This is a genomic window from Arthrobacter sp. UCD-GKA, from assembly GCF_001863355.1.
In the GTDB taxonomy this organism is placed as follows: domain Bacteria; phylum Actinomycetota; class Actinomycetes; order Actinomycetales; family Micrococcaceae; genus Paeniglutamicibacter.
This window is the reverse complement of the sequence record NZ_MOLR01000007.1, coordinates 173070-198851: the sequence shown is the minus strand read 5'-3', so window position 1 is coordinate 198851 and position 25782 is coordinate 173070. Positions and strand designations below refer to the sequence as shown.

Below are 25782 nucleotides of genomic sequence, written 5' to 3'. Positions count from 1 at the left end.
TTTTTTATCCCCCGTAGGGCCAGGACCAGCCGCCGTCATCCTGTGGATCGTAGGCGACCCGTCCCGCGGTGGCCGACACGTCGAGGACCAGTTTCCCGGAAACCGTCTGGCCCGGGTTCAGCACCGGCGGCAACAGCTCCGCGTCGTCGAAGCACCCCCACGCGGTCTCCGAGGTGACATTGCGGTCGGGTTTCCCGTCCGGAGCTGCCACGGCGAAGGCCTCGGCGACCAGCGGCATGTACGATTCGTCCAGGTCACCGCCGACCTTCGCCGCGACGTTGCCTGCCAGGCTGGCCTTGACCTCCAGGATGAGGAACGCGCTGCGGGTGGGCTTCAGCGGAGTCGTGCCGACGCGGGGAGTGCATTCGGCGGCCAAGGAGGCGTTGGTGATCTCGATGGTGAAGTAGCTCTTTTGGGTTTTCTCGTCGAGAAGCCCGGCTTTCTCCCCTGCCTGCTTGCGGACGTTGGCGTGCCCATCGGTCTTCACCGTGGTGCCGGTGCCCGGGTTGGATTGCGCGATTGACGGGGCCGGTCCCGCATCTGGCGCAGGCATTCCCGCGGTTGCCGGTGCGGGGGACGGCGCAGCCTGGGACGGATTGGGAGCCGTGGTGCCCGTGCATCCGGTGGCCGCGATGCCGATGGCCGCGGCGAGGCAGACGAGCGTGGGTGCGTGGCGTTTCATGGTCAGTACCTCGACAGGTAGTCGCCGGAGACCAGGCGGATCCCGTGCATGGACAGGTACTTGCTGATCTTGGAGCCCCCCACGTAGGCCCAGGAGATCTTGCCGTCCCGGTCGGTGACGAGCTTGCGGTTGTAGTTCTGGTCGGCCAACGGCTTGGTCGCGTCGAAGCGTTCCCACTTGTCCAGGTTTGCCAGGGTGGAACGGTAGTGCCCGGATTTGATGTCCATGCGTTCGACCACCACCGTGCGGGACCTGGAGGAGGAGGGCGTGATGAAGGACCACCACGTCTGGTGGGGCTTGAGGTACATGTTGTAGTACGCCAGCTTGGTCTTGGTTTGCTTCGTGGTCCGGCCCGAGAGGATGTGGTGGGCGGATTGGCCCTTGCGCAGGGTTCCGTAGACGACAACGGAGTGCTGGGGATGCTTGTCGAGGTACTTGTTGGAGATCCAGCCGGTGCCCTTGGAGGTCTTGGCCTTCGACCAGCCGCCCGAGGTCCTCACGTAGGTGACGCGCGTATTTGTCGGTACGACCCCCAGCGAACCGTGCCTGGTGCTGTTTCCCTTGCGGACGTTGACGTTTGCCGTGGTCCAGCGGTAGGTGGGCTTGGCGGCCGCCGCGTTCTTCAGGTAGGCCGAGGCCACCCAGCCGGTCCTGCCCTTGTAGCTGGTCCGGCTCCAGGACCCGCTGGTCGATGTGACCGTCAACGTTGTCCCCTTCGGGATCGTGGCCAGGACCTTGGTGCCGATGCTCTTGCCCCGGCGCAGGTTCAGGTTGTAGGTGGTTCTCTTGCGAGTGGACCTGGCAGGAGCCTTGGCGGCCGCCGCATTCTTCAGGAAGGCCGAAGCCACCCAGCCGGTCCTGCCCTTGTAGCTGGTCCGGCTCCACGACCCGCTGGTCGAGGTGACCACCAGCGTGGTGTTGCGCGGGATTGTGAGCAGGACCTTGGTGCCGGTGCTCTTGCCCCGGCGCAGGTTCAAGTTGTGGGTCGTGGTCTTCTGCTGGTTCGCGGCCTGTGCCGCGATGGCAGCCACGCCGGCTCCGGGCGGCAGGGAGCGCGTGGACGAATCCAGGGTGGTTGACGGGGCCGGGGCAGAGTGTGCCGGGGGCGCGGCAAGGCCGGTGGTTCCCCCGGTCACCGCGACGGCGAGGGCAAGGGCCGTGCCCAATGTGTACCTGTGCAATCGAAACACCTCATGGGTTGTGGTTCCGGTGCGCCGGGTCAAGGCGATCGGGTGTTGCCTGTATCGAGGTAGTGTCCAGCCGGGGCGGAAAGGTGACGCGGGAACATCCAGGGTTTTTTGGCGGTTGTCTCGGGCCGCCGCCCTTGGCAAAGGCGCCGTTGGGGAGCGGGACTCAGCCGATCGGGAAACCGAGCTCCGAGGTACCGGTGGAATGGACCTGGGCCTGGGCCGCCCGCAGAAGGTGCCCGTCGATCCCGAAGTCGACCTCGCGCGGGAGGCCGGTCCCGCACAGGCACAGCGTCAGGGGCGCCGTTCCGAAGTTGCCCGGCACCCAGTGCTCGAGGCGGGCGTAGCTTCCGCTGCGGTCCTCGGCAGATTCCCCGGTGAGAAGGCCGAGGACCGTTTCGGTCCCGTCGAGGCCGGTGGACACCAGTTCCCCTTCCCCTGCCGCGTGGGAGTCCATCAGCGCCCGGCGATAGGCAAGTTGCTCCTCGGCGGGCAGTCGGTGGAAGACGCGGTCCAGGACCAGCACGGCGCCGGTGGAGTGGACGCGGGCCTCGCGCAGGGACAGCCGGTGCCGCTGGTCTTGGTGCAGCACCCGGTTGAAGGCGAGCACGTAGGGCACCTCGGTTTCGGGGACGGCATCGTTCGGGGTTTCGGGGCTCATGTACCCGGCTCCCGGTGGCCGAAGGTGCGGATGCGTTGTGCCGCCTCGCGCAGCACGGAGGTGTCCAACCGGAATTGGACCTCCAACGGTGCGGCAGTGCCGTCGGGCCCGATCGCGTCGTGGACGGCGAGGGTCCCGGCGAGCTCCTCGGCTTCCGGTGCGGGATGGATCCAGAATTGGTGGTTCAGCGTGTAGCAGTGCGGCCCCACGTTCCCGTCTGCCCGGTGTGGCGCACAGGACTGTGGCGCGCCGGTTTCCGCATCGCGAAGCTCCAGGGAGATCTCGACGTTCCCGTGCTGTTCGTTGCTGCGCCGGAACCAGATCAACCCGTCCTCGCGCACCCCGCGCACAACGACGCAGTCGACCATCAGCAGCACCCCGTTGCCGAAGACCTGCGCGGTGTCCAGCCGCAGGAACTGGGCCGGTGTGTCGTGGATGACTTGGTCCAGGACCACGGTGGCCCCGAGCTCGGTGGGGCGCGGCCAATGCGTGTCGTCGGCATCCTCGGTGGACTCGTTGGCCGCAACAAGTTCCGCCCAGTGATCCGGGGCGGTTAGCTCGTCCGAACCGGACCGATCCGGCGGCACCTCGGGCAGGCGCTCGCCGGTGTACACCTGGTGCGCGACCAGCAGCTCGTCAAGCGCCGCGTGGACACCGCCGGAGGCGGCGAACAACTCGGGGGCGAGCTCGGGGGTGCGCAGCGCATCGGAGATCCGTCCCCCGCGTTCCTCCAATGCGTGGGCGTAGGCCAGCAGTGCCGCCTTCAGCGCGGGGATGGAGACATCGAAGGCACGCTTGCCGACCTCGGGATCGCGTTCGACCTCGCCGAACTCCAGGGACAGCGAGCTGTCATAGGCGTGGCCAGCGGTGAGGAATCCGAAGTCCTCGACTTCCGGTTCTTCCCGGTGCGCTTCCCCCGAATCGTTGGAGTCCTCGGGGTCGGGCGTGCCTGGGTGCTCGGTCATGATCGCAGGGTGCTCCTTCGGTGGCTCGGAGGTCGGGGACCGAGGTTCCGGGCTACCCGCCGTAGGGCCAGGACCAGCCGCCGTTGTCTTCGGGGTCGTAGGCCACCTTGCCCTTGGTCGCGTCCACGTCCAGGACGACCTTGCCTGTGACGCTTTGGCCGGGGTTGACCACCGGCGGCAACAGCACCGAGTCGTCGAAGCAGCCCCAGGCCGTCTCCGAGGTGACGTTGCGGTCCGGCGTCCCGCTGGAGGTGGTCACGGAGAACGCCTCGGCCACCAGCGGCATGAACAGGTCCTGGGTGCTGCCGCCGACCTGCTCTGAGACCGAAGCGGCCAGGGTGGCCTTGACGTCCAGGACCAGGAACCTGGAGCGGGTCGGTGCCAGCTGCTGGTTGCCCACGCGCGAGGTGCACCGGGAGAGCAGTTGCGTCTTGGTGACCTCGATGGTGAAGTAGCTCTTGTTGGTCTGCTCATCGATCAGGCCGGCCTTTTCGCCGATCTTCTTCTGCACGTTGTCGAACCTGTCGGTTTTCACCGCGGTGCCGGTGGACGGATTGGCCTCGGCAATCGCGGGGCCGGCCACCAGGTCGCCGGGAAGCTTCCATTCGTTGCTGCTGGCGGCACCGGCGAACCCGATGCCCCAGGCCACCAACCCCACGACCGCGGCGGATGAGACGACGCCGGTGATGATCTTGCCCTGCTTCTTCATGCTCAGAACCTCTTCAGGTAGTCGCCGGAAGTCACACGGATTCCGTTTTTGGTCAGGTAGGCCCCGATCTTCTTCGAGCCCAGGTAGGCCCAGGACCTGTGGCCGTCCCTGTCGGTGACCAGCACGCGGTTGTAGTTTTGGTCGGCCAGCGGCTTGTTGGGGTTGAAACGCTCCCACTTGTCCATGTTCACCACGGTCGCCCGGTAGCTGGCCGGCTTGATCTCCATCCGCTCGACAACCACCTTGTCGGCGGCGCTCTTGCTGGGGATGACGTAAGAGAGCCAGGTCTTGTTCGGCTGCAGGTACATGCGGTGCGAGGCGATCGTGGTCTTGGTTTCCTTCGAGGTCTTGCCCTTGAGGATGTAGTACGCCGATTGTCCCTTGCGCAGGGTTCCGTAGACGGCGAAGGAGTGCTGGCCTTCCTTGTCCAGGTATTGGTTGGAGATCCAGCCGGTGCCCTTGGAGGAGACCACGTTCGACCAGCCGTTGGCGGTCTTGAGGTAGGTGACGCGCTCGTTGGCCGGGACCTTGCCCAGGGACTTGTGCGAGGTGCCCGACCCCTTGCGGATGTTGACCGTTGCCGTGGTCCAGCGGTACGTCGCCTTCGGTGCCGGGGGCTTAGCGGTGGTGGGGCCGATGGTGCTGGTGGAAAGCGTGGAGGTCGGCACCCAGCCGTTGCCGCCGCCCGTCCGGATCCCGGTCCAGCCGCCGCTGGTGCGCAGCCACTCGACCTTGGCACCCTTTTTCACCGAGGTGACCTTGGCGGACTTGTTGTTGGTGCCCGCGTACACGGCCTGCGTCGATTTCAGCCAGCGGTGCACGATGGCGGGATTGGTCTTGGACAGGTGGGCGGACTCGATGTAGCCGGTCTTTCCCGACACCTTGACCTTGCTCCAGGCCCCGGAGGCCGAAAGGAATTCGACCTTGGCACGGCGCTGGTAGACCCCCAGCGATGCACTGGTCTTCGATGCGCCCTGGCGCAGCGTGGTGAACCCGGTGGTGTAGCGGTGCGTGGCGGCCTGTGGCTTGGGTGCCGGTTTCTTGGCCGCGGGGGCGTTCTTGAGGTAGCTGGAGGCCACCCAGCCGGTCTTGCCCTTGTACTTGGTCTTGCTCCAGGTGCCGCTGGTTGCGGTGACGGTGATGGTGGTGTTCTTCGGGATGGTCACCAACGCCTTGGTCTTGGTGCTCTTTCCCTGGCGCAGGTTGAGGTTGTTCTTGGTGATCTTCTGGGCGGAGGGCGTGGCCTTCGCCTGCGGCTGGGCCTTCGGGGGTGCCGCCTTCTTCGCGGCCGGTGCGTTCTTCAGGTACCGGGAGGCCACCCAACCGGTCTTGCCCTTGTACTTGGTCTTGCTCCAGGTGCCGATGGTCTCGGTGACGGTCAGAGCGGCGTTCTTCGGGATCACCAGCAGGACCTTGGCCTTGGCGCTGCGTGATTTGCGCAGGTTCAGGTTGTTGGTGGTGGCCTTCTTCAGGTTCACCTTTTTCGCGGCGATGCCCAGTGGCGCACTGCCCATCGGTTCCAGCAGCCCCGGCATGGCCCACGACGTTGTTGCTGCCGGAGCGAGGACCTGGCTGGTCGCCGGAGACATGAAACCGGTGCTGCTTCCCGTCACGGCGATGGCCAGTGCCAGCACGGCGGCGATTCTCTTCTTTTGCACTCGGATCCCCCATTGGTCCTGTTTTGCCCGATGCCGCGCACGGCCGCGGTGGCGGCCCCGGCGACGGCACATGATCAACCATACGTGCGACGAATGGACGATCTGCATTTGCACGCGATCGTTACGGATCAATGTACTGACTTTTGCGACGCGTTGGTAGTGGCCAGAAGCGCCAAGGCGAGTTGTGAAGTTCTGCCATCGACTGTGCGGAATACCGGTACGCCCGGCGCACCGGCGGGCTGCCGGGCCGCCGCCTTCAGGCTCCCGTGGCGTGGTTCCCGAACCTGCGGATGCCGGTCACCGACTCGCGCAACACCGCGGTGTCCAACTCGAACCCGATGGCCAGCGGCTCGGTGCGCCCCTCCGCGGTGGGCGCGCCGTTGACCGTGAACGTTCCGGCGAGCAGGTCGGCATCCAGGGCGCGCGAAACCCAGAAGCGGTGGACCAGCCGGTAGCACCCGCTCTCCACGTTCCCCTCGCCCCCGTGCACCTCGGCGGGGTAGCGGGTCCCGGTGCCGGGGTCCCCCAGCTCCAGCCCGAGTTCGACCGCACCGAGAGTCTCGTGGCTCCGTCGGTGCCAGCTCAGGGCGTCCTCGTGGGCCCCGCGCAGGTTCAGGTAGTCGAAGGACAACAGCACCCCGGTGCTGTGCACCGTCGCGGTTCCCAGATGCAGCACCTCGTGCGCGTCGTGGTGCAACACCCTGCCCAGGGGCACCGTGGCGCCCACTTCATCGAGCCGCGGCCCGAAGCGTTCCTCCTCCTGGTTCCGGGAGAGCTCGTCCGCTTCCAGCATCCGGGCCCAGTCCTCCGGGTCCCCGGGGTCGAACGGCACCTCGCGATACAGCGGGCCTTCCAGGAACGAGTGGCCGGTCCAGGCCCGGTGCCCCAGGCCCAGGTCCTCGAGTGCGTTGTGCACCGCGTCGGAGGCGGCCAGCAACTCGGTGTCTTCATGCTCCGGGCCAAGGGCGGCGTCGAAGTCCGGCTCGCGGGTTCCCAGCACCTGCAGGTAACCGTGCAGCGCGGTGTTGAGGCCGAAGATCGCCGATTCGAAGGCATGCTTGCCGGCCCGGGCGTCCGGGGCCCCGTCATCGAAGTCGAAGGACAACGCGCTGAGGAAGGGCAGCCCGTTTCGGGTGCCGCCCGATATCCTGCCGAAGGAAACCGTCCCGGCCTCCTGCTCCGGCGTGTTTTCCCCGTCGGGGTTCCCATTGCCTGGCTGTTCGCTCATCGTTGCTGCGTCCTTCCGGGGTCCGGAACACTGTTTTGCCCGAGCCTAACAGCGATGCCGCCGGATCCCGGGCGAAACCGCCGCAGGCCGCACATGGCACTGCCCCCGGGTCCGGGCACGAATCGCGTGCGCGGCATCGGGGGCAGGTGGCGGAGCGGCCTAGTTCAGCCCGTCCTTGGGGATGGAGAGGTCATCGACGCGGTTCAGTTCCTCGATGTTCACGTCCTTGAAGGTCACGATGCGCACCGACTGCACGAAGCGGCCGGTGCGGTAGACATCCCAGACCCAGGCGTCGGTGAGCGTGAGGTCGAAGAAGACCTCGCCGTCGGCCGAGCGGGTCTTGAGGTCCACGTTGTTGGCCAGGTAAAAACGTCGTTCGGTTTCCACGACGTAATTGAAGAGGTTCGCCACGTCCTTGTATTCGCGGTAGAGCTGCAGCTCGAGTTCCGCTTCGTAGTTTTCCAGGTCTTCGGCACTCATGGTGTTCTCCCCTCGCCCTTCGCCTTGGTGGTAGGTCCCGGCGGCTTGGGTGTCAGCTGCCAGGTCTTGCGGTGGTACTCGCTCGCGCCGTGCGCGAGGATGCCCGCCCGGTGGGCGGCGGTGCCATACCCCTTGTTCTGTATCCAACCGTACGCCGGGTAATCGCGATCGTAACCATCCATGAGGTCGTCACGTTCGACTTTGGCCAAAATGGAGGCCGCGGCGATGGACAGCGCCAGCAGGTCGCCCTTGACCAAGGTGCGGACGGGGATCAGCAGCCCGTCGATGTCCGCCGGTTCCCCGAATCCGGGCACCAGGGAATCGAGCAGCATGGGTTGGACGGTGGCCGAGAGCCAGTCGAGGTTGCCGTCCAGCAGCACCGCGTCGGCCTGCTGCACCCGGTGCGCTGCGGTGGCGGCGCGGTACCCGGCCAGGCGCAGCGCCGGGACCAGGCCCAGGGCGTCGATTTCCGCGGCGCTGGCGTGCCCCACGCCCCAGGCCGCGGCCCAGGACTTGATCGCCGGGGCCAGTTCGTGGCGCACGGCGTCGGAGAGCAGCTTCGAATCCCGCACCCCGGGCAGTTCGGGAACCGCCGCGGGGTCGATCACGACGTAGCCCACGGACACCGGTCCGGCCAGCGAACCGCGCCCCACCTCGTCGGCGGCGCCGATGAAGCGGTGGCCGCCGGCGGCCGCCAGGGCCAGTTCGTGTTGCAGGGTCGGTGCGACCGGGCTCATTTGCTGGCCGGGGCCGGGACGTTGGCAAAGACCTCGTGGTGCCCGGAGATCGAACCGAGGCGGTCCAGCGGCCAGGAAATCACCGCGGCGCGGCCCTCGACGGAGGAGATGTCCACGAAGCCGCCCTGCAGCTCCCCGTGGTAGCGGGAGTCCGCGGAGGCCGCGCGGTGGTCCCCCATGACCCAGAGCTTGCCCTCGGGCACGGTCTTGGTGAACTCGGAGTCCGAGGGGTTGTCGCCCGGGAAGATGTACGGCTCGGTGATTGCCGTGCCGTTGACGGTGAGCTTGCCGTCGGCGGAGCAGCAGGCCACGGTGTCCCCGGGCATGCCGATGATCCGCTTGATCAGGTGCTGGTTGGACGGATCCGGCAGCAGGCCGACGAAGGTGAAGAATTCGGTCACCGGGTTGGTGGCCGTGGCGGGGATCGGAGGCAGCCAGCCCTCCTCGTCGCGGAAGACCACCACATCGCCGCGGTTGAGCTCGAAGGGGCCAGGTGCCATGAGGTTGGCAAAGATGCGGTCGTTGACCTGCAGAGTTTCTTCCATCGATCCCGAGGGGATGTAGAAGGCGCGGAAGAAGAACGTCTTGACGACCAGTGAGATCACCAGGGCGACCACGACGATGATCAGGACCTCGCGGACAGCTGCCCATACGGGATTTCTTTTCTTGCCCGGTTGCTCCGGTGTTGCGGCTGGGTCGCTGGCGTGGCTCACGTGGGTGCAGGCCCTTTCAAGTTCTTGTCTCTGGCAATGCGGGCCGCACCCGCGCCCGACCGCCCCTTCGGGCAGGCGGAAACGAATCACGATCCTTCAGCTACCACCCTACGTCGCACGGCCAGTGGGAGCCGTATGGCGCGCCTGCGGATGCCGCAAGGCGCGCCACACACCATGGTGCGGTTTAGTTGCTGCTCGCAGCCGGGGAAGCCGGACCGGCCGATTCCTCGAAGACCAGCGAGATCCCGCCGGTGACGTCGGCGGCGGCCAGGCCCTTCTTGACGGTTTCGAGCTGGGACGGGTCCACGGCCAGGATGATCGATCCGTTGCGCCCGGAGGGGACGTATCGGTGGATGGCGGTGGCGACGGCTCCGCCCTGCTCGCGCTGCCAGGCCATGATCTTGCCGATCGCGGCGTCGAGTTCGGCCGCGTTGTACCTGGCCAGGTGCGCCACCGCTCCGGCCTCGGTGACGGTCGCCTCGGCGGCCTTGTCGGTGACCGCGACGTGCAGCTTGTCCTCGGCGATCCATGCCTCGGAGTACTTGTCCCCCAAGGTGTCCTTGAGGGTTTCATTGAGTTGGAGCAATTGGGGGTCCTGACTCTGCTCGGGCGCGCTGCTGACGGATGTCGAAGCTGTCGGGTCGGACGAGGCCGGGGATCCGGCCTCGGATCCGCAGGCCGAAAGCAGCAGCGCCGCGGCCAATGCGGCCCCGCCCAGGGCAACGCGTGTCGTGGGGTTCTTCATGTGTGATGACCACCTTCTTCTTCGGGCCGAGTCTAGGGGCCCATCTGGGGTGTTTGCTGACAAGCTCGTGGGAAAAGCGGAGGGGGCCTCCCAGGGAATTGCAAGCAATTCCGCGAAAGGCCCCCGCGTCCACGGGTCCCGGCTAGCCGAGAACCGCGTGGTTAGGCACCGTGGTGCCCCTTGGTGTTCTTGCGGCGGAAGAGCAGGAACGCTCCGCCTGCGACCAGCAGGACGCCGCCGGTGGCGATGAACGGCAGTGCGGCGTTCGGGCCGGTGTTGGCCAACGGGTCGCTGTCGTTGTCATCGTCGTTGGTGTTGCCCTGCGGGGCCACCGGTGCCTTGGAAGGCTCCGGATCCTGGCTGGGCTTCGGCGACGCGGTCGGGGCCTCGGAAGGCTCCGGCGACGCCGTTGGCTCCTCGGTCGGCTCCGGCTTCGGCTCGGCAGCCAGGGTGAAGGAGATCGATGCGGATGCCGAGGCAACCTCGTCGATGACCTGCACGGCGGTGACCTTGTGGTCGCCGGACTTGAGGTCGGCCGGAACCAGGACGGTCCAGACGTCGTTGGCAACCGTTGCGGTGAGCTCGGTGTCGCCGATGGTCACCTTGATGGTGGCACCGTTGATCCCAAAGCCGCTGATGGCCTTCGGGGCCTTGTCGAAGGCGAACTTCTCGCCGTCTTCAGGAGATTCGATCGTCGGGGCGACCGGAACGACCTTGAAGCTGGATTTGGCGGCGGCCGAGGTGGTTTCCCCGACGCTCTGCACGGCGGTGACGCTGTGCGACCCGTAGGACAGGGCAGCATCGTCTTCCAGCGTGAAGCTCCACTTGCCGTCGTTGCCGACGGTGACCAGCTGTGTGGCAGCCGCGGAGGCCTGCTCGGCATCGGGCAGGGTCAACTTGACCTCGGCGCCGGCGACGCCGGTACCGGCGATCACCTTCTGTGCCTCGGTGTAGGTCTTGCCGTTGGCCGGGGTGGTGATGGCCGGTGCGTCAAGCTGGATCTTGAAGGCGCTGGTGACTGCCTTCGAGGTCTGGCCGTCGCGCGCCTGGGTGGCGGAGATCGAGTATTCGCCGTAGGACAGTGCCTCGGTGAGCTTGACGCTCCAGGTGCCGTCGGCCGCGACCGTGGCGGTGCCGGTGGCATCGCCGGTGAGGGTCACTGTGGCTCCGACAACGCCGGCGCCCGAGATGGTKGACACCGGCGCGTTGAGCGTGGCGTCGTTCTTCGGGGTGGTGATGGCCGGGGCGCCGATGACAACGTTGAACGATCCTGCGGTGGTCTCGGACTCGTTGAAGCCGTTGATCGTCTGCAGGGTGAAGTCGAACTTGCCGAACTTGGCCGGAGCCTTGAAGCTGAACTTGCCGTTGGCGACCTTGGCCTTGGCGATTTCCTTGCCGCCCGAAACAACCTTGACGGTCGAGCCGGATGGTGCGCTTGCCACGGTGCCGTTGAGGGTTTCACCCGCCGAGACGTTCGAGCCATTTGCCGGAGTGGCGATGGCAGGTGCGTTAAGGAACATGGCGATGGAGTAGCCCTTGGCGTGCTTCAGGCCGTCCTGGATGTCGGTGAAGTACGCAATGCCACCATCGGACGGAGAGATGGCGCTGGTCACGCCGACGGCGGTGCCGCCGGAAATGGCCGAACCGCCGGAGTCGCCCTCGAATGCCTTGGTGTACTTGCCATCGACGATGGGGTTGGAGATGACGAAGCCGCGAACGCCGCGGGCGTCCTCAGGGCCTGGGCTCCTAAAACCGCCGACCAGGAAGATCCCGGCTTCTTTCACCTTCGCGCAGGTCCAGCCGGTGGTGCGGCCGGACTTGCAGATGTCGGCACCGATCACGGCACTGGCCACGCCGGTGACCTTGGTCCCGGAATCGCGCACTTCGGCGCTCTTCCAGTCCGCAACCATGGCTTTGAGGTTCAGATCCTTGTTGATGTTATCGACGACGGAAATGTCGGTTCCGACATTGCCAAGATCATCTTCCGTTGCTCCAGGAACCAAGCCGGTCACCGGGCTGTCGCCAGGTCCGCCGAACTGCGAGAACCCGAAAGTTCCCAAGGCCGCGCCCTTGCCATCAAAGGCTCCAGGGGCCGAGTGCTCAAGGATGTTGACATCCGAGTAGTCACCGTCGTGTGTACAGTGGCCGGCGGAAATTACTGCATCGTCACCGGATACGTTGAACCCGTTGAAGCCGAGGGAGCAGACGGCGAAGCTACCGGGGCTGGTTTCGGCTCCGTAGCCCATACCGCCAAGTACGTCGTTGGCTTCAGCAGGTTTCGCCGGGCCTTCCGCAGCTTTGAGCTTGACGCTCGGGTACTGGGCTGCAAATTCCTCCGGGGTCATCTTTTCGGTGAACCTGAGGGTCGAAGGCGTCGGGCTTGGTGCTACCGTGCTCTTCTCGACTTGGGCCAGGCCACCGGTGCGAATCACGTAGCTGCCGTCGCCGGTCTTCATGACCGCCTGAAGGTCTGCCAGCGCTTTGGGCTCCACGGATGCCACGTAGGCGTCCAAGAGTGCATCCACGTTCTTCGGCGCGGACTTGACCTTGATCTCCGGGGCGTTCTTGGTATCGATCTTGGGGCTCTCGGCGACGCTGAGGTCCTTAGCCTTGGGGGTCGATTCCTTGGTCTCCGGAGCCGTCTTGCTTACGCTGGTCTCTGGTGCCACGGTTTCCGGGGTGGTCGAAGCCAGGGCCTTGGGAGCCGCTGTGATGTTCAGTTCGACATCGGTGTCTTTGGTCAGTTCGTCAAGCTTCTTGGTGACTGCATCCAGCGCAGAAGCCGCAACGGTAACGTTGATCTTCTCTTCGGCGATGACAAAGTCTGCTTCGAGCTTGGACTGGTTCAATTCCTTGGTGAGCGATGCAACGAGTTCGGTCAGCTCGCCGTTCTTGTAAAACTCTTCAAGAGTCTTGCCGAGGTCCCGTTCAACGGCTTCTTTCAAGCCGGTCGGCAACGAGGCATCGTTCGAGCCCTGTGACGATTCGGTGGTGGGTGCCGCCGAAGTTTCCGTGGATACGGGTTCGGGGCTTGCCGTGGTGGTGGCGAATGCCGGCGCAGCGAAGCTGCTGCCGATCACCAACGCCGTGGTCGCGGCGGCGATGCTGCCCCGCTTTAGTAGAGCACGTGATGAATCGTGCATATGGAATTCTCCCAATTCAAGGTGTGGTACCTCGCTTTTGTGTGCGCCGCGTCTGTCGTTGGGGACATCCGATTGGGCAAACCGCGAGCAATGAGTGTTACCAAAACGAAACCCTAACCTGTGTAGATATCCGGATACAAACATCAGCGGACCCAATATCCACTTGCTGGATAAATTGACGCGTCAACCAGTTGGGGTGAATTCCGCGCAATCCCGGGGGTAGAGCGGGAAGCGTTCTTACTCACTATCCACGACACGCCCGAACCAAAATTCCCACGTCCACTCACGTAATTTTCTCAAGATTCCCAGCTTTTGCGCAGATTGATGTGCGTCAACCGCAACGCTAGGCTCGGATCCGGATCCGCGAGCAGCGCTCCGCCGGTTTTAAACATTAAATGTAGTTACTTGAATGTCCAACCAAACCACGCGCAGCCAATCGTCCAGTTTTCATACCTCGCGAGGAGGTTTTCCGGGTCTGCGAACCGCCTCCCGGGACGAGCCAAAGGCGTGTCGATAACGACGTGAAATGTCGTGTTATGCAGCTGCTTCGCCCCCCCCCCGGTYATCCACCACAAGTAGAGGGGCCGTGTTGCCAAGTTTCCAGCGAGGAACACTTCGCTTGCGAATGACCACGCTCGATCGCCAGCGCCCCGACATTCAGCGGGCTTGATATCACGATGGACGGAGTCCTCAAGGAATACGACCGTCTCGCTACTGGACATCGGCAGAAGCAAAGCGCTTGTATCGCCGATGGCAGGGAACCAGGGTACTGCTGCATCTCGCTCGGTCCGCATGCGGAGCCCTGGTCGAGCCCAGATGGCGCCCATGACTAGCGCTGTGCGCCGGCCCGCCGGCCCGCCGGAACACAATACCCGGCGCACAATTCGGATGAACATGCTCTCAATCCCCGAGGAATTTGGGCAACAAAAAGCCCGCCACTGCAACAGTGGCGGGCCATAGGTTACGGGGCCGCGAGCTGGCCCTCGACGGAGTGCCTCCGGTCCAGCGGCCAGATCACATCGGTGACCTTGCCGATGACTCGATCGACGGGAATCATGCCGCCGCCCGGTGCTCCAAGAAGCGCGCGCGAATCTTCGGACACCGAACGGTGGTCCCCCATGACCCACAAGCGCCCTTCGGGGATCTTCACGTCGAATTCAAGGTCGCTTGGCTTGTTGCCGTCAAGAACGTAGGGCTCCTCCAGCGGGATGCCGTTGACGACCAGGCGTCCGTCGGGGCTGCAGCAGGAAACGGTGTCGCCGCCGACGCCAATGACGCGCTTGACGTACACCGCGTCCTTGCCGGCAAGACGCAACGCCCAGGCCAGGGAATCCAGGACACCGGGACGCTGATAGGGCAGGAAGGAACCGCGGCCGTCAAAGATGACCACGTCCCCGCGTTGGATCTCGGCGTCCTTGTATGCAAGCCGATTCACCAGCAGCCCATCACCCGGGTTCAACGTGGATTCCATGGAAGTGGAACCGATGTAGAAGAAGTCAACGACGGTGGCACGAACGACCAGGGTGATCAGAGCCGCCGCTGCAAGCGCGCCAACGACAAAGCGCCAGCCCCTCGAAGGAGACCGGCGCTTTGTCGAAGCGGAAAAACTTTCCGATTCAGTAGATCGATCCACGATGGCTCCCCATCCCCGCAGCCCTGGGGGCCGCGAAGATGAAGGCTCTCGCTTTTCTCGCTACTTGGCGGTCCGGAAGTCGCGCTTTTCGCGGATCTTCGCGGCCTTGCCGTGGCGATCGCGCATGTAGAACAGCTTCGCACGGCGAACGTCACCGCGGGAGACCAGTTCGATCTTTTCCAGGACCGGGGAGTGCACCGGGAAGGTACGCTCTACGCCGACACCGAAGGAGACCTTGCGAACGGTGAAGGTTTCGCCCACGCCGCGGCCCTGGCGACCAAGGACGAAGCCCTGGAAAACCTGAACACGGGTGTTCTTGCCTTCGATGATGTTGACGTGGACCTTGACGGTATCGCCCGGGCGGAAATCGGGAACATCGTTGCGCAGCGAGGCTGCATCGACAGAGTCGAGAATATGCATGAATGCATCTCCTAAATAGACGCCGCAGGTCACCTATTTTAGACACGGACCGTAATTGTTCCCCGGGGCGCACAGGTGCGCTCGGAAAAAAGATGTGGCGGTCCGAAGCTTGGTACCGCGATCCGTTTGCGGATCGACGGCTGGTCCAACTGTTGACTCGTTCCCCCTGCGGCAGGAGCAGAACCCAGTAGACCCAAGAATCCATTTTGCCACACTCCGGGGCATGGTGCGAAGTTCCGCACCCGCAGGCGGACCCGCATCGAAAGGATCTGCCCGATGATGCTCCGGGTCTGAGCAGCACCGGCAGTTTCTGCCCGGACGGGATCCCGCCGCGATCGCGGCCCCGAACGCGCCCAGGGGACCCGAAACCCGCCACGATAAGGCCCGATTCGATCGGAACCAGTCATCGGGAACGCATTGAACAAACACCGGTCCGCGCCGCCGGGCACAACCTGCCGGTGCCCAAGGTCACAAACGGTGCCTGGCCGGATCATGTGATAGTTTCGTTTTCGACCACACGGGGGCCCTTGCAAGGGCTGAGATCGAGCTGATGCAGCGAGAGACCGTTGAACCTGTCCGGGTAATGCCGGCGAAGGAAGTGAGTACTCCTTGAGCAACACCGTTTCAATGCACAGCCCTGTCCAAAACGCCGTGGAAGCAGCAGAGACCCAGTCCCTGAAGTCCCACTCGCTGGCCTACATCGATGACGACGAATCCGGGATCCGGGTTCCCGTCACGCAAATCGCGCTGGAGCCGTCCCCGGGCGGAAAGGACAACGCCCCGCTGCAGGTCTACCGCACCGCCGGACCCGGAAGCGACCCGGTGGTTGGACTGCCGGCGTTCCGCAGCGGCTGGATCGAGGAACGCGCGGACACCCAGACCTACGCAGGGCGTGAACGGAACCTGCTCGACGACGGAAAGTCGGCGGTCCGCCGCGGCAAGGCGTCGGCCGAATGGAAGGGCAGCCGGCCGGTCCCCCGGCGCGCCGAGGCAGGGAAGCGCGTCACCCAGATGCATTACGCCCGGGCAGGGATCACCACCCCCGAGATGCGGTTCGTCGCCCTGCGCGAGAACTGCGACGTGGAACTGGTGCGCAGCGAGGTCGCCGCGGGCCGGGCGATCATCCCGGTGAACATCAACCACCCCGAGTCCGAGCCCATGATCATCGGCAAGGCGTTCCTGGTGAAGATCAATGCGAACATCGGGAACTCGGCCGTCACCAGCTCCATCGCCGAAGAAGTGGACAAGTTGCAGTGGGCCACACAATGGGGCGCCGACACCGTGATGGACCTGTCCACCGGCGACGACATCCACACGACCCGCGAATGGCTGATCCGCAACTCCCCCGTCCCCATCGGCACCGTGCCCATCTACCAGGCCCTGGAAAAGGTCAACGGCGAGGCCAACGCCCTGACCTGGGAAATCTTCCGCGACACCGTGATCGAGCAGTGCGAACAGGGCGTTGACTACATGACCATCCACGCCGGGGTGCTGCTGCGCTACGTGCCGCTGTCGGCCAACCGCGTGACCGGCATCGTCTCGCGCGGCGGTGCCATCATGGCCGGCTGGTGCCTGGCCCACCACCAGGAGAACTTCCTCTACACGCACTTCGACGAGCTGTGCGAGATCTTCGCGCAGTACGACGTGGCGTTCTCCCTGGGCGACGGGCTGCGCCCCGGCTCCATCGCAGACGCCAACGATGCCGCCCAGTTCGCCGAGCTCGACACCCTGGCCGAGCTCACGAAACGGGCCTGGGAGTACGACGTCCAGGTCATGGTCGAGGGCCCCGGCCACATCCCCTTCCACCTGGTGCGCGAAAACGTGGAGCGCCAGCAGGAATTGTGCAACGGCGCGCCCTTCTACACCCTGGGCCCGCTGGTCACCGACATCGCACCGGGCTACGACCACATCACCAGCGCCATCGGCGCCACCGAGATCGCCCGCTACGGCACCGCGATGCTCTGCTACGTCACGCCCAAGGAACACCTGGGCCTGCCGAACAAGGACGACGTGAAGACCGGGGTGATCACCTACAAGATCGCCGCCCACGCAGCGGACCTGGCCAAGGGGCACCCGGGCGCCTCCGAACGGGACGACGCGCTGTCCAAGGCACGCTTCGAGTTCCGCTGGCGCGACCAGTTCGCCCTGTCGCTGGACCCGGTCACCGCCGAGTCCTTCCACGACGAGACGCTGCCGGCCGAGCCGGCGAAGACCGCGCATTTCTGTTCCATGTGCGGGCCGAAGTTCTGTTCCATGCGGATCAGCCAGGACATCCGCGACGAATACGGCTCGGCCGACTCGCAGGCGGCCATCGCGGAAATGGTCAGCGGGATGCGGGACAAGAGCCAGGAGTTCCTGGCCTCCGGCGGCAAGGTCTACCTGCCCGAGCCCGGGATGCCCGCCAGGGCGTAGCGGCCCGCTGCCGGTCTAGCGCCGGCCCGGGCTCCCCTGCAAGCCCCGGGCCCGGCGCTTCACGGCTGGCCACCCCCTCGCGCTAGGATGGGCCCATGTCCGTGCGCCACCCATCCCGCTTCCCGATGGCCGTGACCCTGGCCGCGGCGCTGCTGGCGCTGGCCGCCTGCGCCACCGCACCCTCCGCCGGGCCCGCAACGACCTCGACGCCCGATCCATCCACCGCGTCGGCAGCCGCAACCGCCGACGGGTCCACGTCCGGACAGGCACTGCTTGTCGCGGCCCGGGCCAATGACGCCGACCAGGTGCGGCAACTGCTCGATGCCGGGGTCTCGCCGGATTTCCGCGACGCCGATGGCCGTCCGGTGCTGGTCACCGCCACGCGGGCCAACGCGCTGGAAGCGGCGAGGGAACTGATCCTGCGGGGTGCCGACGTCAATGCCCGGGACGGCATCTCGGATTCGGCGTTCCTCCATGCCGGGGCGGAGGGATTCCTCGGGATCCTGGAACTCACCCTGCAGCACGGCGCCGACGTCACAAGCACCAACCGCTACGGCGGCACCGCGCTCATTCCGGCCTGCGAGCACGCCCACCTCGAAACGGTCCGCCGGCTCATTGACGCAGGAACGGACGTCGACCACGTGAACGGCCTGGGGTGGACGTGCCTGCTCGAGGCGGTCATCCTGGGCGACGGCGGCACCGCGCACCAGAAGGTGGTGCGGCTTCTCATCGCGGCGGGCGCGGACACCTCCATCGCGGATTCCGGCGGCACCACGGCGCTCGAACACGCCCTCCGGCTACGGCAAAGCGCGGTGGCCGGGCTCCTGGAAGATGCCCAGCCACCGCGCTAGCGGTGGCGAATCTGAAAACTGCTAGCCGAGCGCGTCCTTCGGGACGATGCGACCCTCGACGATGGCAAAACCGTTGTGCCACAGGGTGTCGCGGTCGTGCCGGTTCAGCGTGGAGGCATCCAGCTGCACGATCAGGTCCGGGCGCCGGGTGGCGGTGCGCTCCAGCTGCTTGTTGCGGCGGAAGCGCGCGATCTTGCCGTGGTTGCCCGAAAGCAGCACCTCGGGAACCTCGCGGCCCTCCCAGGTGCCGGGCTTGGTGTACACCGGGTATTCCAGCAGTCCGTCGGAGTGCGATTCCTCGACCAGCGACTCCGGGTTTCCGATGACCCCGGGGATCAGCCGGCCAATGGCCTCGACCATCGCCAGCACCGCGACCTCTCCCCCGTTGAGCACGTAGTCGCCGATGGACACCGGGCGCACGTCGAAGGCCTCTGAGGCAAAGTCCAGGACCCGCTCGTCGATGCCCTCGTACCTGCCGCAGGCAAAGGCCAGGTGCTGCGCCCCGGCCAGTTCGTAGGCCATCTCCTGGTCGAAGACCGCGCCGGCCGGCGAGGGGACGATCAGGATCGGCTTGTCGCCCAGCGCGTTGGAGACCGGGGATTCGGTGGCGATGCGCGCCAGCGCGGCTCCCCAGGGYTCCGGTTTCATGACCATGCCGGCGCCGCCGCCGTAGGGGGTGTCATCCACGGTGCGGTGGCGGTCGTGGGTGTAGTCGCGCAGGTCGTGCACGTTCAGATCCAGCAGCTTTTCCCGCCGTGCCTTGCCGATCAGCGACAAATCAAGGGCGGCAAGGTACTCCGGGAAGATGGAGACAACATCAATGCGCATCGTGCCTAGGCTTCCTTGCCTGCTGCGTTCTCGCCCGAGCCGTCCTCGCGGTTGACCTCGAAGAGGCCTGCCGGCGGGGTCAGCATGATGTAGCCACCCTCGATGTTGACCTCGGGGACGATGTCCTCGACGAACGGCACGTAGATCTCGTCGCCTTCGATGGATTCGACGACCAGCAGGTCCTGCACGTTGCCGGTGCGCAGTGCGGTGACCTTGCCGACGACCTTGTCATCCACGCGGGCCTCGAGGTCCACCAGCTCGTGCTCGTACCAGCCCTCGGAATCGTCCTCGACCTCTTCGGTGTCGATGAACAGCTTGGCCCCGCGCACCGTCTCGGCGGTGTTGCGGTCAAGCAACTCCTCGAAGGCCAGCAACAGGATTTCCTTGTTCCAGCGCGCTCCCTCGACGGTGAGCTGCTTGATGCTGGGGTGCTCGACCTCGAAGACCGCACCGGGAACAAACCTGTCTTCCGGCGCATCGGTGAGCACCTGGACGGTCACCTCTCCGCGGATGCCGTGTGGTTTGCCAATGCGGGCGACCTGGAGGCGCATGCGTTTTCTCCTTGAATACAAATCAATGGGTGGCCGGAGGTCTCCGGCAAGGGGGCGTGCCTTGGCGGGACTATCATCCCCGGCACTTTTCTAGGTTCAATCTTACGTGCGAGTTGGGCCTTGCCGGCTCCGTGCCGCCAACGGCGGCGTCGCACCATGGCCGTTAAGCCACTTTGGTCCCACGATCCRTSAYGGATCGTGGGACCAAAGGTACACAAAAAATGTGTGGTGAGGCTGGCTACCGGCGTCGGTCCGTGTCGACTACGTCAACGCGGATCGGTTCCTCCGCCAGTGCTGCAACCACGGTGCGCAGCGCCTTGGCGGTGCGACCCTGGCGGCCAATGACCCGACCGAGATCCTCGGGGTGCACGCGCACCTCAAGGATGTCACCGCGACGATTTGCCTTCAACGCAACCTGCACGTCTTCGGGGGTGTCTACGATGCCACGTACCAGGTGATCCAGCGCCTCAACGAGCACTGGTTACTCAGCCTCGGTTGCTTCTGCCTCGACCTCGGCCTCGGCAGCAGGCTTTTCAGCCTTCTTGGTGATGGCCTCGGGCAAGATGACCGAGCCCTTCTCCGGAACAACGAATGCCGGCTTGGCTTCCTTGACGCGCAAGGTGCCTTCCTGGCCTTCGATGCCCTTGAACTTCTGCCAGTCACCGGTGATCTTCAAGAGAGCGGCAACCTGCTCGGTCGGCTGTGCGCCGACGGAGAGCCAGTACTGAGCACGCTCGGACTTGACCTCGATGAACGAAGGCTCTTCGGTCGGGTGGTACTTGCCGATTTCTTCGATGGCACGGCCGTCGCGCTTGGCGCGAGCATCCATGACGACGATACGGTAGTAAGGTGCGCGAATCTTGCCGAAACGCTTCAGACGAATTTTAACGGCCACGGTAGTGGTCACTCCTGTTTTCTCAACATGTGCGAAGTCCTGTTTCTGCACCCGTGGGGCGGGCCATACCGCAGATCTTCAAAAGGACAGGATTCAAGGCGGAGAGAGGGGCCACTTCAAATCGAGTACCTGTCCATTATGCCAGAAAGTTTTGGCCGCCATGGACCGGCCACCACTTTTCCTTGGCTGCGTGTCGCATCGCACAAAAACCATCGCCCGGACAGGCAAGCATCGACGTCGAATGCGGCTGTCATTCGCGATGCGTGCCACCCGCCCGGACCCGGCGACCCCGCCCGGGCATGGGCGTTCCGGAACGACGGCGACAAGGAATATCCGCCGGCCCGAGGCGTGGGGTCTGCCGATGATTCCCCGGGCAAAAAGTGATCGGCACCCTTCCCTTGATATATTTCGGTATCCAGCCGGGAGAGGTTCGACATCCCGGGGCGAATGCGAAGCAAAGGGAATCGATGGCACTGGCCGACAACTGGAAGCGCGCCCAGCCCGGCGACCCGTTCTGGGACGAGCAGGCGGCGGGACTGCACGCTGCGCATGTGGCTCCCCTCAACGAGTTGATCGTGCGGCTCGGCGATGCCAAGGGCGGGGTCCGACTGCCGCTGGCCGCCCCGTGGCACGGCGGGATCCACGCACCGGCACTAATCGTCCTGAACGACGCGGGTGAACCGCGCGACGAAACCACCTTCATGTGCATCAGGAACCCGGACCGGGCCGCGGACCGGCAACGCCACTTGATGACCGAGTTCGGCATCCATCCGACGGACTTTTGCCAGTGGAACGGGTACCCATGGCCGCGCAGCGACCCCAAGCGGGACCTGACGCCCGAGCAGTCGGCCGAGGGTGGCCGGGCGCTTCTGGAGGTCATGGGGCTGATGACGGACCTGGAGATGCTGTTGCTCCTGGGGAAGAAGGCCCAAGATGCAGCGGATGCGGTGCTTCCGCAAATCCATTCCACGTTCCCCGAGCTGCACATCGTCCGATCCCTTCATCCGCTGGGTGCCAAGCGGACCGTGGACCGGCAGGAACAAAAACGCGTCTGGGCGGGGATTGCCGGCCGGCTTCGCGGGGGCAGGGCGGGTGGTTTGGCGCTCCCGGAATCCGCGGGTTCGGCGCGAACAACCCAGTGACGCTTGATACCTCGGGTCGCCCGGGGTGCGGCATCCGCTTCGGCCCGTGCCATGCTTGTGGCTAAACCCCTCAAAAGTTACATGAGAGAAACCTTCATGCCCCGCAAAATGATCGACCCCGAATTCAGGAACTCGCAGGAATCGGAGTTGTGGGCCGAACACGTTGCACCCCTCAATTCCCTCGTCCAGGACCTGCGCGCCGAATCGCCCGGAAACACCGGATCCGTCCCGTTCTTCGCGCCCCTCCATGGAGGCACCGACGCCACCATCCTGTGCCTGATGCCCGCCCCCGATGCTGCCAATCGAGCCGAGGACGGCGAGGACATCCTCTCCACCGAGGCTGACGATGCATCGGCCGAGGCACTGGCCACCTTGCTGGCCGAGTCGGAAATCGACACCAAGGAAGTTGTGCTCTGGCACGCCTACCCGTGGTACCGGGCCGAGGGTGCTGCCGGACGCTTGACCGGCGCGGAGACGAATGCCGGGCTCGAACCCATGGGCAGGTTGCTGCGCCTGGTTCCCAACCTGCGCGCGGTCATCCTCATGGGCAAGGGCCCGGAGGAGTTCTGGGCGAAGCTGACCAAGAAATACCCGCAGGCAGTCACGCGGATCACGGCCATTCCCAGCTTCTCGCCCGCCCCGCTCTCCCTGAGTGGCACCACGGCCCAGCGCGAGCAGCGCATTGCCCGACGCTCCGAGGCCATGCGCGAGGCCCGCACGATCGTGAAGGTCCCCCGTGGTCCGGCCGGCCCCCGCCGCGAATCGATGGTGCGTGCCGAGGATCTTGGTCCCGAGCACCTGAAGCGCGTGATCGAGGTCAGCGACGGCAACCAGACGCTGCACGGTCCCCTGCTCAAGGCCTTCCAGCCGAGCCCCGAGTGGCGGGTGACCCTGACCGTGGAGGTCGCCGGCCAGCGCCGCGCGCTGGGCGTCACCCCGGACACGTGGGTGCGCGTCTACCGAGGTTCCGGCCTCCGCTAGGAACGCACGGAACGGCTGCAGACACAAAAATGCCTGTTCGGCGAAGGTTTTCCTTCCGCCGAACAGGCATTTTCACGTGTTTTCGAGGTGGCCATTTAGATCAGCCACACCGCATGGCGGTTATTTCGAAACCTTGCGCACGGGGTCAAGGATCGTTTCCCCCGCAGTCTTGGTGCGCTTTTCGGCGCGCTTTTCCTTGATGGATTTCGAGGGTTTCTTGGCTTCTGCCTTGCGCGGTGACTTCGACATGTTGTGCCGTCCTAGCTGGGATTGCTCGGCAATCCCAAAATTTAGGGGAAAGTACCCCTACCGGCAAACCCTAGCCTGTATTGCTGTGCATTTGGCTGGACCCGCCGGATTCCGCTCACGGCACCTTGCCATGGATCGCCTCCGTGCCCCGTGGCTATTCGGCCAGCCACGCACGTGCGGCAGCGACCAGGGCATCGACTCCCACGCCCAGCGTCGGTTGGACTTGCGGGGCGAACCGCGGTGAATGGTTCGAGGGAATGTCCTCCGGCATCCTTCCGGTTGCGGCAAAGTCCTTGAAAAGGCTTGGGTCGGCCCCGCCCAAGAACCAATACACCAGCGGCGCCCCGGCAGCAGTGGCCAGGATGCCGACATCCTCGCTGCCCGCGACCGGGCCCGGATCCATGACGTGCTCCGCGCCAAACCGCCGGGACAGCACCGCGGCAACCCGCGCCGACGCCGCGGTGTCGTTGACGGTCAGCGGGAAATGCTCTTCCAGGCTGAGCACGGGCTCCGAGGGCGACCCGGAGGCCATGGCCTCGCCGCGCACCACGCGTTCGATGGAGCTGAGCACCTTGGTGCGCACCGATTCATCGAAGGTCCTGATGCTCAGCCCCAGGGTGGCGTGCGAGGCAATAATGTTGTTCTTCGTGCCGGCATGGATCTGGCCGACCGTCAGCACCGCCTGGTCGGCGGCGGCAAGCTCCCGCGAGACGATGCCCTGCAGGCGCATGGTGGTGGCCGCGGCCAGCAGCACCGGGTCCACGGTGGTCTCCGGGCGCGAGCCGTGCCCGCCGGAGCCGTGCAGCGTGATGGTCAGCGAATCGGCCGAGGCCATGGCGACTCCCGGGCGCAACCCGAGCCATCCGGAAGGGAACGGAGCGACGTGCTGGCCGAGCACGACGTCGGGTTTCGGCACCGTCGCGTAGAGCCCGTCATCGACCATGGCTCGGGCGCCACCACCGGATTCCTCGGCGGGCTGGAAGAGCGCCAGCACGGTCCCCGACCAGGTTCCCCGCTGGGCGACAAGCATTTCCACGGCGCCCAGCAGGCAGGTGACGTGCACGTCGTGGCCGCAGGCGTGCATGACCGGGACCAAGTGGTCGTCGGCGCCGGTGGCCACCGCGGTGCTGGCATAGTCCAGCCCGGTGGCCTCGAGCACCGGCAGCCCGTCCATGTCCGCGCGCAGCAGCACGGTGGGGCCGGGCCCGTTGGCCAGCACGCCGACAACGCCGGTGCCGCCGATGCCGCTGTGGACCTCGAGACCGAGCTCGGCCAGGTGCCCGGCGACGATGCCGGCGGTGCGGTGTTCCTGGAAGGAGAGTTCGGGGTGGGCGTGCAGGTCGCGGTACAGGTGCTCGAGGTCAATGGCCATGCGCCCGAGTCTAGGACTCCAACACCCCTCAGTGCCATGGTTTCGACGTGTCGCGGCCTGGGTTCCGATGCTTCGGGGCGCCGGTGCCGCCTGCGCGGATTTGGGGCGTCACGGCACCAAACCAAGGTTTTGGTCCGGCAGCGCTTATTCTGGGATCCATGCGTGTCCCAGCTACGAAATACAGTCCCCTGGTTAGGGCACTGCTCCCCAGGCATCCGGCCCAGGCCATTGCCCTGGGTTTCGGTCTGGCCGTCGCCGCCGGAACGGCGATCCTGATGCTGCCCATGGCCAAGACCGGACCGGGCGGGGCCAACTTCCTCGAGGCCCTGTTCACCGCCACCTCCGCCGTCTGTGTGACCGGGCTGGCGGTCGTTGACACCGCGACCTACTGGACGAGGTTCGGGCAGGTCGTGATCCTCGTGCTGATCCAGCTCGGCGGCTTTGGCATCATGTCCTTCGCCTCGCTGCTCGGGGTGCTGATGGCCAGGCGGCTGGGGCTGAAGTCGCGGATCCAGACGGCGGCAGAAACCAAGAGCGCCGGCTTCGGCGACGTGCGTTCGGTGCTGCTGGGAGTCCTGCGCATCACCGCTGGCACCGAGCTGGTGATCGCAGTCCTGTTGACGCTGCGCTTTGCCGTGGGCCTGGGCAACCCGTGGGGACACTCCATCTGGCTGGGTTTCTTCCACTCGATCTCGGCCTTCAACAATGCCGGGTTTGCGCTGTTCAGCGACAACTTGATGGGTTTCGTGGGAGATCCCTGGATCTGCCTGCCGATCGCCGCCGCCATCATCGTTGGAGGACTGGGTTTTCCGGTGCTTTTCGAGCTTCGGAGGCACTACCGCCGGCCGCTGCACTGGACCATGAACACCAAGCTGGTCCTGGGCGGCACGGTGACGCTGCTGTCCGGCGGCACCGCCTTCATCTGCGCCCTGGAATGGACCAACCCCAAGACCCTGGGTCTGCTGTCCACCGCCGACAAGATGCTGGCCGGATTCTTCCAATCGGTCATGACCCGCACCGCGGGCTTCAACTCGCTGGACTTCGGGCAGATGGATCCGGCCACCTGGCTGGGCATGGACATCTTGATGTTCATCGGCGGCGGACCGGCCGGCACCGCGGGCGGGCTGAAGATCACCACGTTCGCCGTGCTGTTCTTCATCCTGCTCACCGAGATCCAGGGCGGCACGGCCGTGAACGTCTTTGGCAAGCGGCTCTCGCGTTCGGTCCACCGCCAGGCCATCACCCTCGTGCTGCTGGCCGTGGCCCTGGTCATCGGCTCGACCATGGCGCTGATGCTGATGACCGACTTCGGCCTGGACCGGCTGCTCTTCGAAACGATCTCCGCCTTCGCCACCGTCGGGCTGTCCACCGGCATCACCGCCTCGCTGCCGCCGGCCGGCCAGCTGCTGCTGGTGTTCCTGATGTTCATCGGGCGCCTGGGGCCGGTCACCCTGGCCTCGGCGCTGGCGTTGCGCACCCGACCCGTGATGTATGAATTCCCGAAAGAGAGGCCACTCATTGGCTAAGCACCACTTGTTCA

The 25782-nt window shown here is 65.5% G+C and carries 25 protein-coding genes and 1 riboswitch; of the genes, 5 read left to right on the top strand and 20 right to left on the bottom strand.

The annotated features are described in order from the left end of the window. Nucleotides 1-4: 4 nt before the first annotated feature. The 14 genes from BLJ79_RS13995 to rplS all read right to left on the bottom strand — a co-directional run bounded on the left by BLJ79_RS13995 (nt 5) and on the right by rplS (nt 14961). Complete coding sequence (locus BLJ79_RS13995; protein WP_071215375.1) at nt 5-682, bottom strand: hypothetical protein; 678 nt, start codon at nt 680-682, stop codon at nt 5-7. A 2-nt stretch (nt 683-684) separates the two neighbouring features. Further along, nucleotides 685-1863: an SH3 domain-containing protein gene (locus BLJ79_RS13990; RefSeq protein WP_139194878.1), complete on the bottom strand. Its 1179-nt coding sequence runs from the start codon at nt 1861-1863 to the stop codon at nt 685-687. Nucleotides 1864-2035: 172 nt separating this feature from the next. Further along, nucleotides 2036-2530 (bottom strand): hypothetical protein, encoded by a 495-nt coding sequence (locus tag BLJ79_RS13985; protein WP_071215373.1) that lies wholly within the window; start codon nt 2528-2530, stop codon nt 2036-2038. Continuing rightward, nucleotides 2527-3495: a hypothetical protein gene (locus BLJ79_RS13980; RefSeq protein WP_071215372.1), complete on the bottom strand. Its 969-nt coding sequence runs from the start codon at nt 3493-3495 to the stop codon at nt 2527-2529. Before BLJ79_RS13980 ends, BLJ79_RS13985 begins: the two co-directional genes overlap by 4 nt. 52 nt (nt 3496-3547) lie before the next feature. Next, the gene (locus BLJ79_RS13975) at nt 3548-4204 is read right to left on the bottom strand and encodes a hypothetical protein (protein ID WP_071215371.1); all 657 of its coding nucleotides are present in this window, start codon (nt 4202-4204) and stop codon (nt 3548-3550) included. Between the two features lie 2 nt (nt 4205-4206). After that, nucleotides 4207-5862, bottom strand: coding sequence for an SH3 domain-containing protein (locus tag BLJ79_RS13970; RefSeq protein ID WP_071215370.1), 1656 nt, complete (start codon nt 5860-5862; stop codon nt 4207-4209). A 256-nt stretch (nt 5863-6118) separates the two neighbouring features. After that, nucleotides 6119-7090 carry a hypothetical protein gene (locus BLJ79_RS13965; RefSeq protein WP_071215369.1) on the bottom strand — a complete coding sequence of 324 codons (972 nt, stop codon included), beginning with the start codon at nt 7088-7090 and terminating at the stop codon, nt 6119-6121. 159 nt (nt 7091-7249) lie between these two features. Further along, nucleotides 7250-7570 (bottom strand): DUF2469 domain-containing protein, encoded by a 321-nt coding sequence (locus BLJ79_RS13960; protein WP_071215368.1) that lies wholly within the window; start codon nt 7568-7570, stop codon nt 7250-7252. Next, complete coding sequence (gene rnhB / locus BLJ79_RS13955) at nt 7567-8307, bottom strand: ribonuclease HII (RefSeq protein WP_071215367.1); 741 nt, start codon at nt 8305-8307, stop codon at nt 7567-7569. Before rnhB ends, BLJ79_RS13960 begins: the two co-directional genes overlap by 4 nt. Beyond that, entirely contained in the window at nt 8304-9020 is a 717-nt protein-coding gene (lepB, locus tag BLJ79_RS13950; protein WP_071215366.1) for a signal peptidase I, read from the bottom strand. The genes rnhB and lepB (BLJ79_RS13950) overlap by 4 nt, the downstream gene beginning before the upstream one ends. A gap of 184 nt (nt 9021-9204) precedes the next feature. Continuing rightward, the gene (locus BLJ79_RS13945) at nt 9205-9765 is read right to left on the bottom strand and encodes a hypothetical protein (protein WP_071215365.1); all 561 of its coding nucleotides are present in this window, start codon (nt 9763-9765) and stop codon (nt 9205-9207) included. A gap of 161 nt (nt 9766-9926) precedes the next feature. Next, nucleotides 9927-12908 carry an Ig-like domain-containing protein gene (locus tag BLJ79_RS13940; RefSeq protein WP_175475481.1) on the bottom strand — a complete coding sequence of 994 codons (2982 nt, stop codon included), beginning with the start codon at nt 12906-12908 and terminating at the stop codon, nt 9927-9929. 961 nt (nt 12909-13869) lie between these two features. Next, nucleotides 13870-14544: a signal peptidase I gene (lepB, locus tag BLJ79_RS13935; protein ID WP_139194877.1), complete on the bottom strand. Its 675-nt coding sequence runs from the start codon at nt 14542-14544 to the stop codon at nt 13870-13872. A 57-nt stretch (nt 14545-14601) separates the two neighbouring features. After that, a complete protein-coding gene (gene rplS, locus BLJ79_RS13930; RefSeq protein WP_071215362.1) occupies nt 14602-14961 on the bottom strand; it encodes a 50S ribosomal protein L19 in 360 nt (119 codons plus the stop codon). 507 nt (nt 14962-15468) lie between these two features. Next, nucleotides 15469-15576, top strand: a riboswitch (TPP riboswitch). Nucleotides 15577-15588: 12 nt separating this feature from the next. On the opposite strand from rplS, the gene thiC reads away from it, so the two are divergent. Beyond that, nucleotides 15589-17373: a phosphomethylpyrimidine synthase ThiC gene (gene thiC, locus BLJ79_RS13925; protein WP_071215415.1), complete on the top strand. Its 1785-nt coding sequence runs from the start codon at nt 15589-15591 to the stop codon at nt 17371-17373. Nucleotides 17374-17468: 95 nt separating this feature from the next. After that, nucleotides 17469-18224: an ankyrin repeat domain-containing protein gene (locus BLJ79_RS13920; RefSeq protein WP_071215361.1), complete on the top strand. Its 756-nt coding sequence runs from the start codon at nt 17469-17471 to the stop codon at nt 18222-18224. A gap of 21 nt (nt 18225-18245) precedes the next feature. On the opposite strand, the gene trmD is transcribed toward BLJ79_RS13920, so the two are convergent. The 4 genes from trmD to rpsP form a co-directional block, all read right to left on the bottom strand. After that, nucleotides 18246-19052, bottom strand: coding sequence for a tRNA (guanosine(37)-N1)-methyltransferase TrmD (gene trmD / locus BLJ79_RS13915; protein ID WP_071215360.1), 807 nt, complete (start codon nt 19050-19052; stop codon nt 18246-18248). 5 nt (nt 19053-19057) lie between these two features. Continuing rightward, a complete protein-coding gene (rimM, locus tag BLJ79_RS13910) occupies nt 19058-19603 on the bottom strand; it encodes a ribosome maturation factor RimM (RefSeq protein ID WP_071215359.1) in 546 nt (181 codons plus the stop codon). 238 nt (nt 19604-19841) lie between these two features. Next, complete coding sequence (locus tag BLJ79_RS13905; RefSeq protein ID WP_071215358.1) at nt 19842-20081, bottom strand: RNA-binding protein; 240 nt, start codon at nt 20079-20081, stop codon at nt 19842-19844. A 3-nt stretch (nt 20082-20084) separates the two neighbouring features. Beyond that, a complete protein-coding gene (gene rpsP, locus BLJ79_RS13900) occupies nt 20085-20498 on the bottom strand; it encodes a 30S ribosomal protein S16 (RefSeq protein WP_071215357.1) in 414 nt (137 codons plus the stop codon). A 467-nt stretch (nt 20499-20965) separates the two neighbouring features. Between rpsP and BLJ79_RS13895 the strand changes: the two genes are divergently transcribed. Together BLJ79_RS13895 and BLJ79_RS13890 are read left to right on the top strand one after the other, a co-directional pair. Beyond that, complete coding sequence (locus BLJ79_RS13895) at nt 20966-21640, top strand: uracil-DNA glycosylase family protein (RefSeq protein WP_071215356.1); 675 nt, start codon at nt 20966-20968, stop codon at nt 21638-21640. Between the two features lie 96 nt (nt 21641-21736). Next, nucleotides 21737-22621 (top strand): uracil-DNA glycosylase family protein, encoded by an 885-nt coding sequence (locus tag BLJ79_RS13890; RefSeq protein ID WP_071215355.1) that lies wholly within the window; start codon nt 21737-21739, stop codon nt 22619-22621. Nucleotides 22622-22741: 120 nt separating this feature from the next. Here the strand turns inward: BLJ79_RS13890 and BLJ79_RS23770 are convergent, their stop codons facing one another. Both BLJ79_RS23770 and BLJ79_RS13885 read right to left on the bottom strand, forming a co-directional pair. Beyond that, nucleotides 22742-22870 (bottom strand): hypothetical protein, encoded by a 129-nt coding sequence (locus BLJ79_RS23770; RefSeq protein WP_281070103.1) that lies wholly within the window; start codon nt 22868-22870, stop codon nt 22742-22744. 154 nt (nt 22871-23024) lie between these two features. Then, the gene (locus BLJ79_RS13885; RefSeq protein WP_071215354.1) at nt 23025-24242 is read right to left on the bottom strand and encodes an amidohydrolase; all 1218 of its coding nucleotides are present in this window, start codon (nt 24240-24242) and stop codon (nt 23025-23027) included. Between the two features lie 158 nt (nt 24243-24400). Here BLJ79_RS13885 and BLJ79_RS13880 point away from each other — a divergent pair, with 158 nt between their 5' ends. Next, on the top strand, nt 24401-25768 hold the full coding sequence (locus tag BLJ79_RS13880) for a TrkH family potassium uptake protein (RefSeq protein WP_071215353.1): 1368 nt from the start codon (nt 24401-24403) through the stop codon (nt 25766-25768). Nucleotides 25769-25782 lie beyond the last annotated feature (14 nt).

Coding starts and splice junctions, on each gene's coding strand:
- rimM (WP_071215359.1), bottom strand. CDS start 19,603: ATGCGCCTCCAGGTCGCCCGCATTGGCAAACCACACGGCATCCGCGGA.
- BLJ79_RS13960 (WP_071215368.1), bottom strand. CDS start 7,570: ATGAGTGCCGAAGACCTGGAAAACTACGAAGCGGAACTCGAGCTGCAG.
- BLJ79_RS13880 (WP_071215353.1), top strand. CDS start 24,401: ATGCGTGTCCCAGCTACGAAATACAGTCCCCTGGTTAGGGCACTGCTC.
- rplS (WP_071215362.1), bottom strand. CDS start 14,961: ATGCATATTCTCGACTCTGTCGATGCAGCCTCGCTGCGCAACGATGTT.
- BLJ79_RS13985 (WP_071215373.1), bottom strand. CDS start 2,530: ATGAGCCCCGAAACCCCGAACGATGCCGTCCCCGAAACCGAGGTGCCC.
- BLJ79_RS13995 (WP_071215375.1), bottom strand. CDS start 682: ATGAAACGCCACGCACCCACGCTCGTCTGCCTCGCCGCGGCCATCGGC.
- rnhB (WP_071215367.1), bottom strand. CDS start 8,307: ATGAGCCCGGTCGCACCGACCCTGCAACACGAACTGGCCCTGGCGGCC.
- BLJ79_RS13920 (WP_071215361.1), top strand. CDS start 17,469: ATGTCCGTGCGCCACCCATCCCGCTTCCCGATGGCCGTGACCCTGGCC.
- BLJ79_RS13895 (WP_071215356.1), top strand. CDS start 20,966: ATGGCACTGGCCGACAACTGGAAGCGCGCCCAGCCCGGCGACCCGTTC.
- BLJ79_RS13890 (WP_071215355.1), top strand. CDS start 21,737: ATGCCCCGCAAAATGATCGACCCCGAATTCAGGAACTCGCAGGAATCG.
- BLJ79_RS13980 (WP_071215372.1), bottom strand. CDS start 3,495: ATGACCGAGCACCCAGGCACGCCCGACCCCGAGGACTCCAACGATTCG.
- BLJ79_RS13975 (WP_071215371.1), bottom strand. CDS start 4,204: ATGAAGAAGCAGGGCAAGATCATCACCGGCGTCGTCTCATCCGCCGCG.
- BLJ79_RS13885 (WP_071215354.1), bottom strand. CDS start 24,242: ATGGCCATTGACCTCGAGCACCTGTACCGCGACCTGCACGCCCACCCC.
- BLJ79_RS13945 (WP_071215365.1), bottom strand. CDS start 9,765: ATGAAGAACCCCACGACACGCGTTGCCCTGGGCGGGGCCGCATTGGCC.
- thiC (WP_071215415.1), top strand. CDS start 15,589: ATGCACAGCCCTGTCCAAAACGCCGTGGAAGCAGCAGAGACCCAGTCC.
- BLJ79_RS13965 (WP_071215369.1), bottom strand. CDS start 7,090: ATGAGCGAACAGCCAGGCAATGGGAACCCCGACGGGGAAAACACGCCG.
- BLJ79_RS23770 (WP_281070103.1), bottom strand. CDS start 22,870: ATGTCGAAGTCACCGCGCAAGGCAGAAGCCAAGAAACCCTCGAAATCC.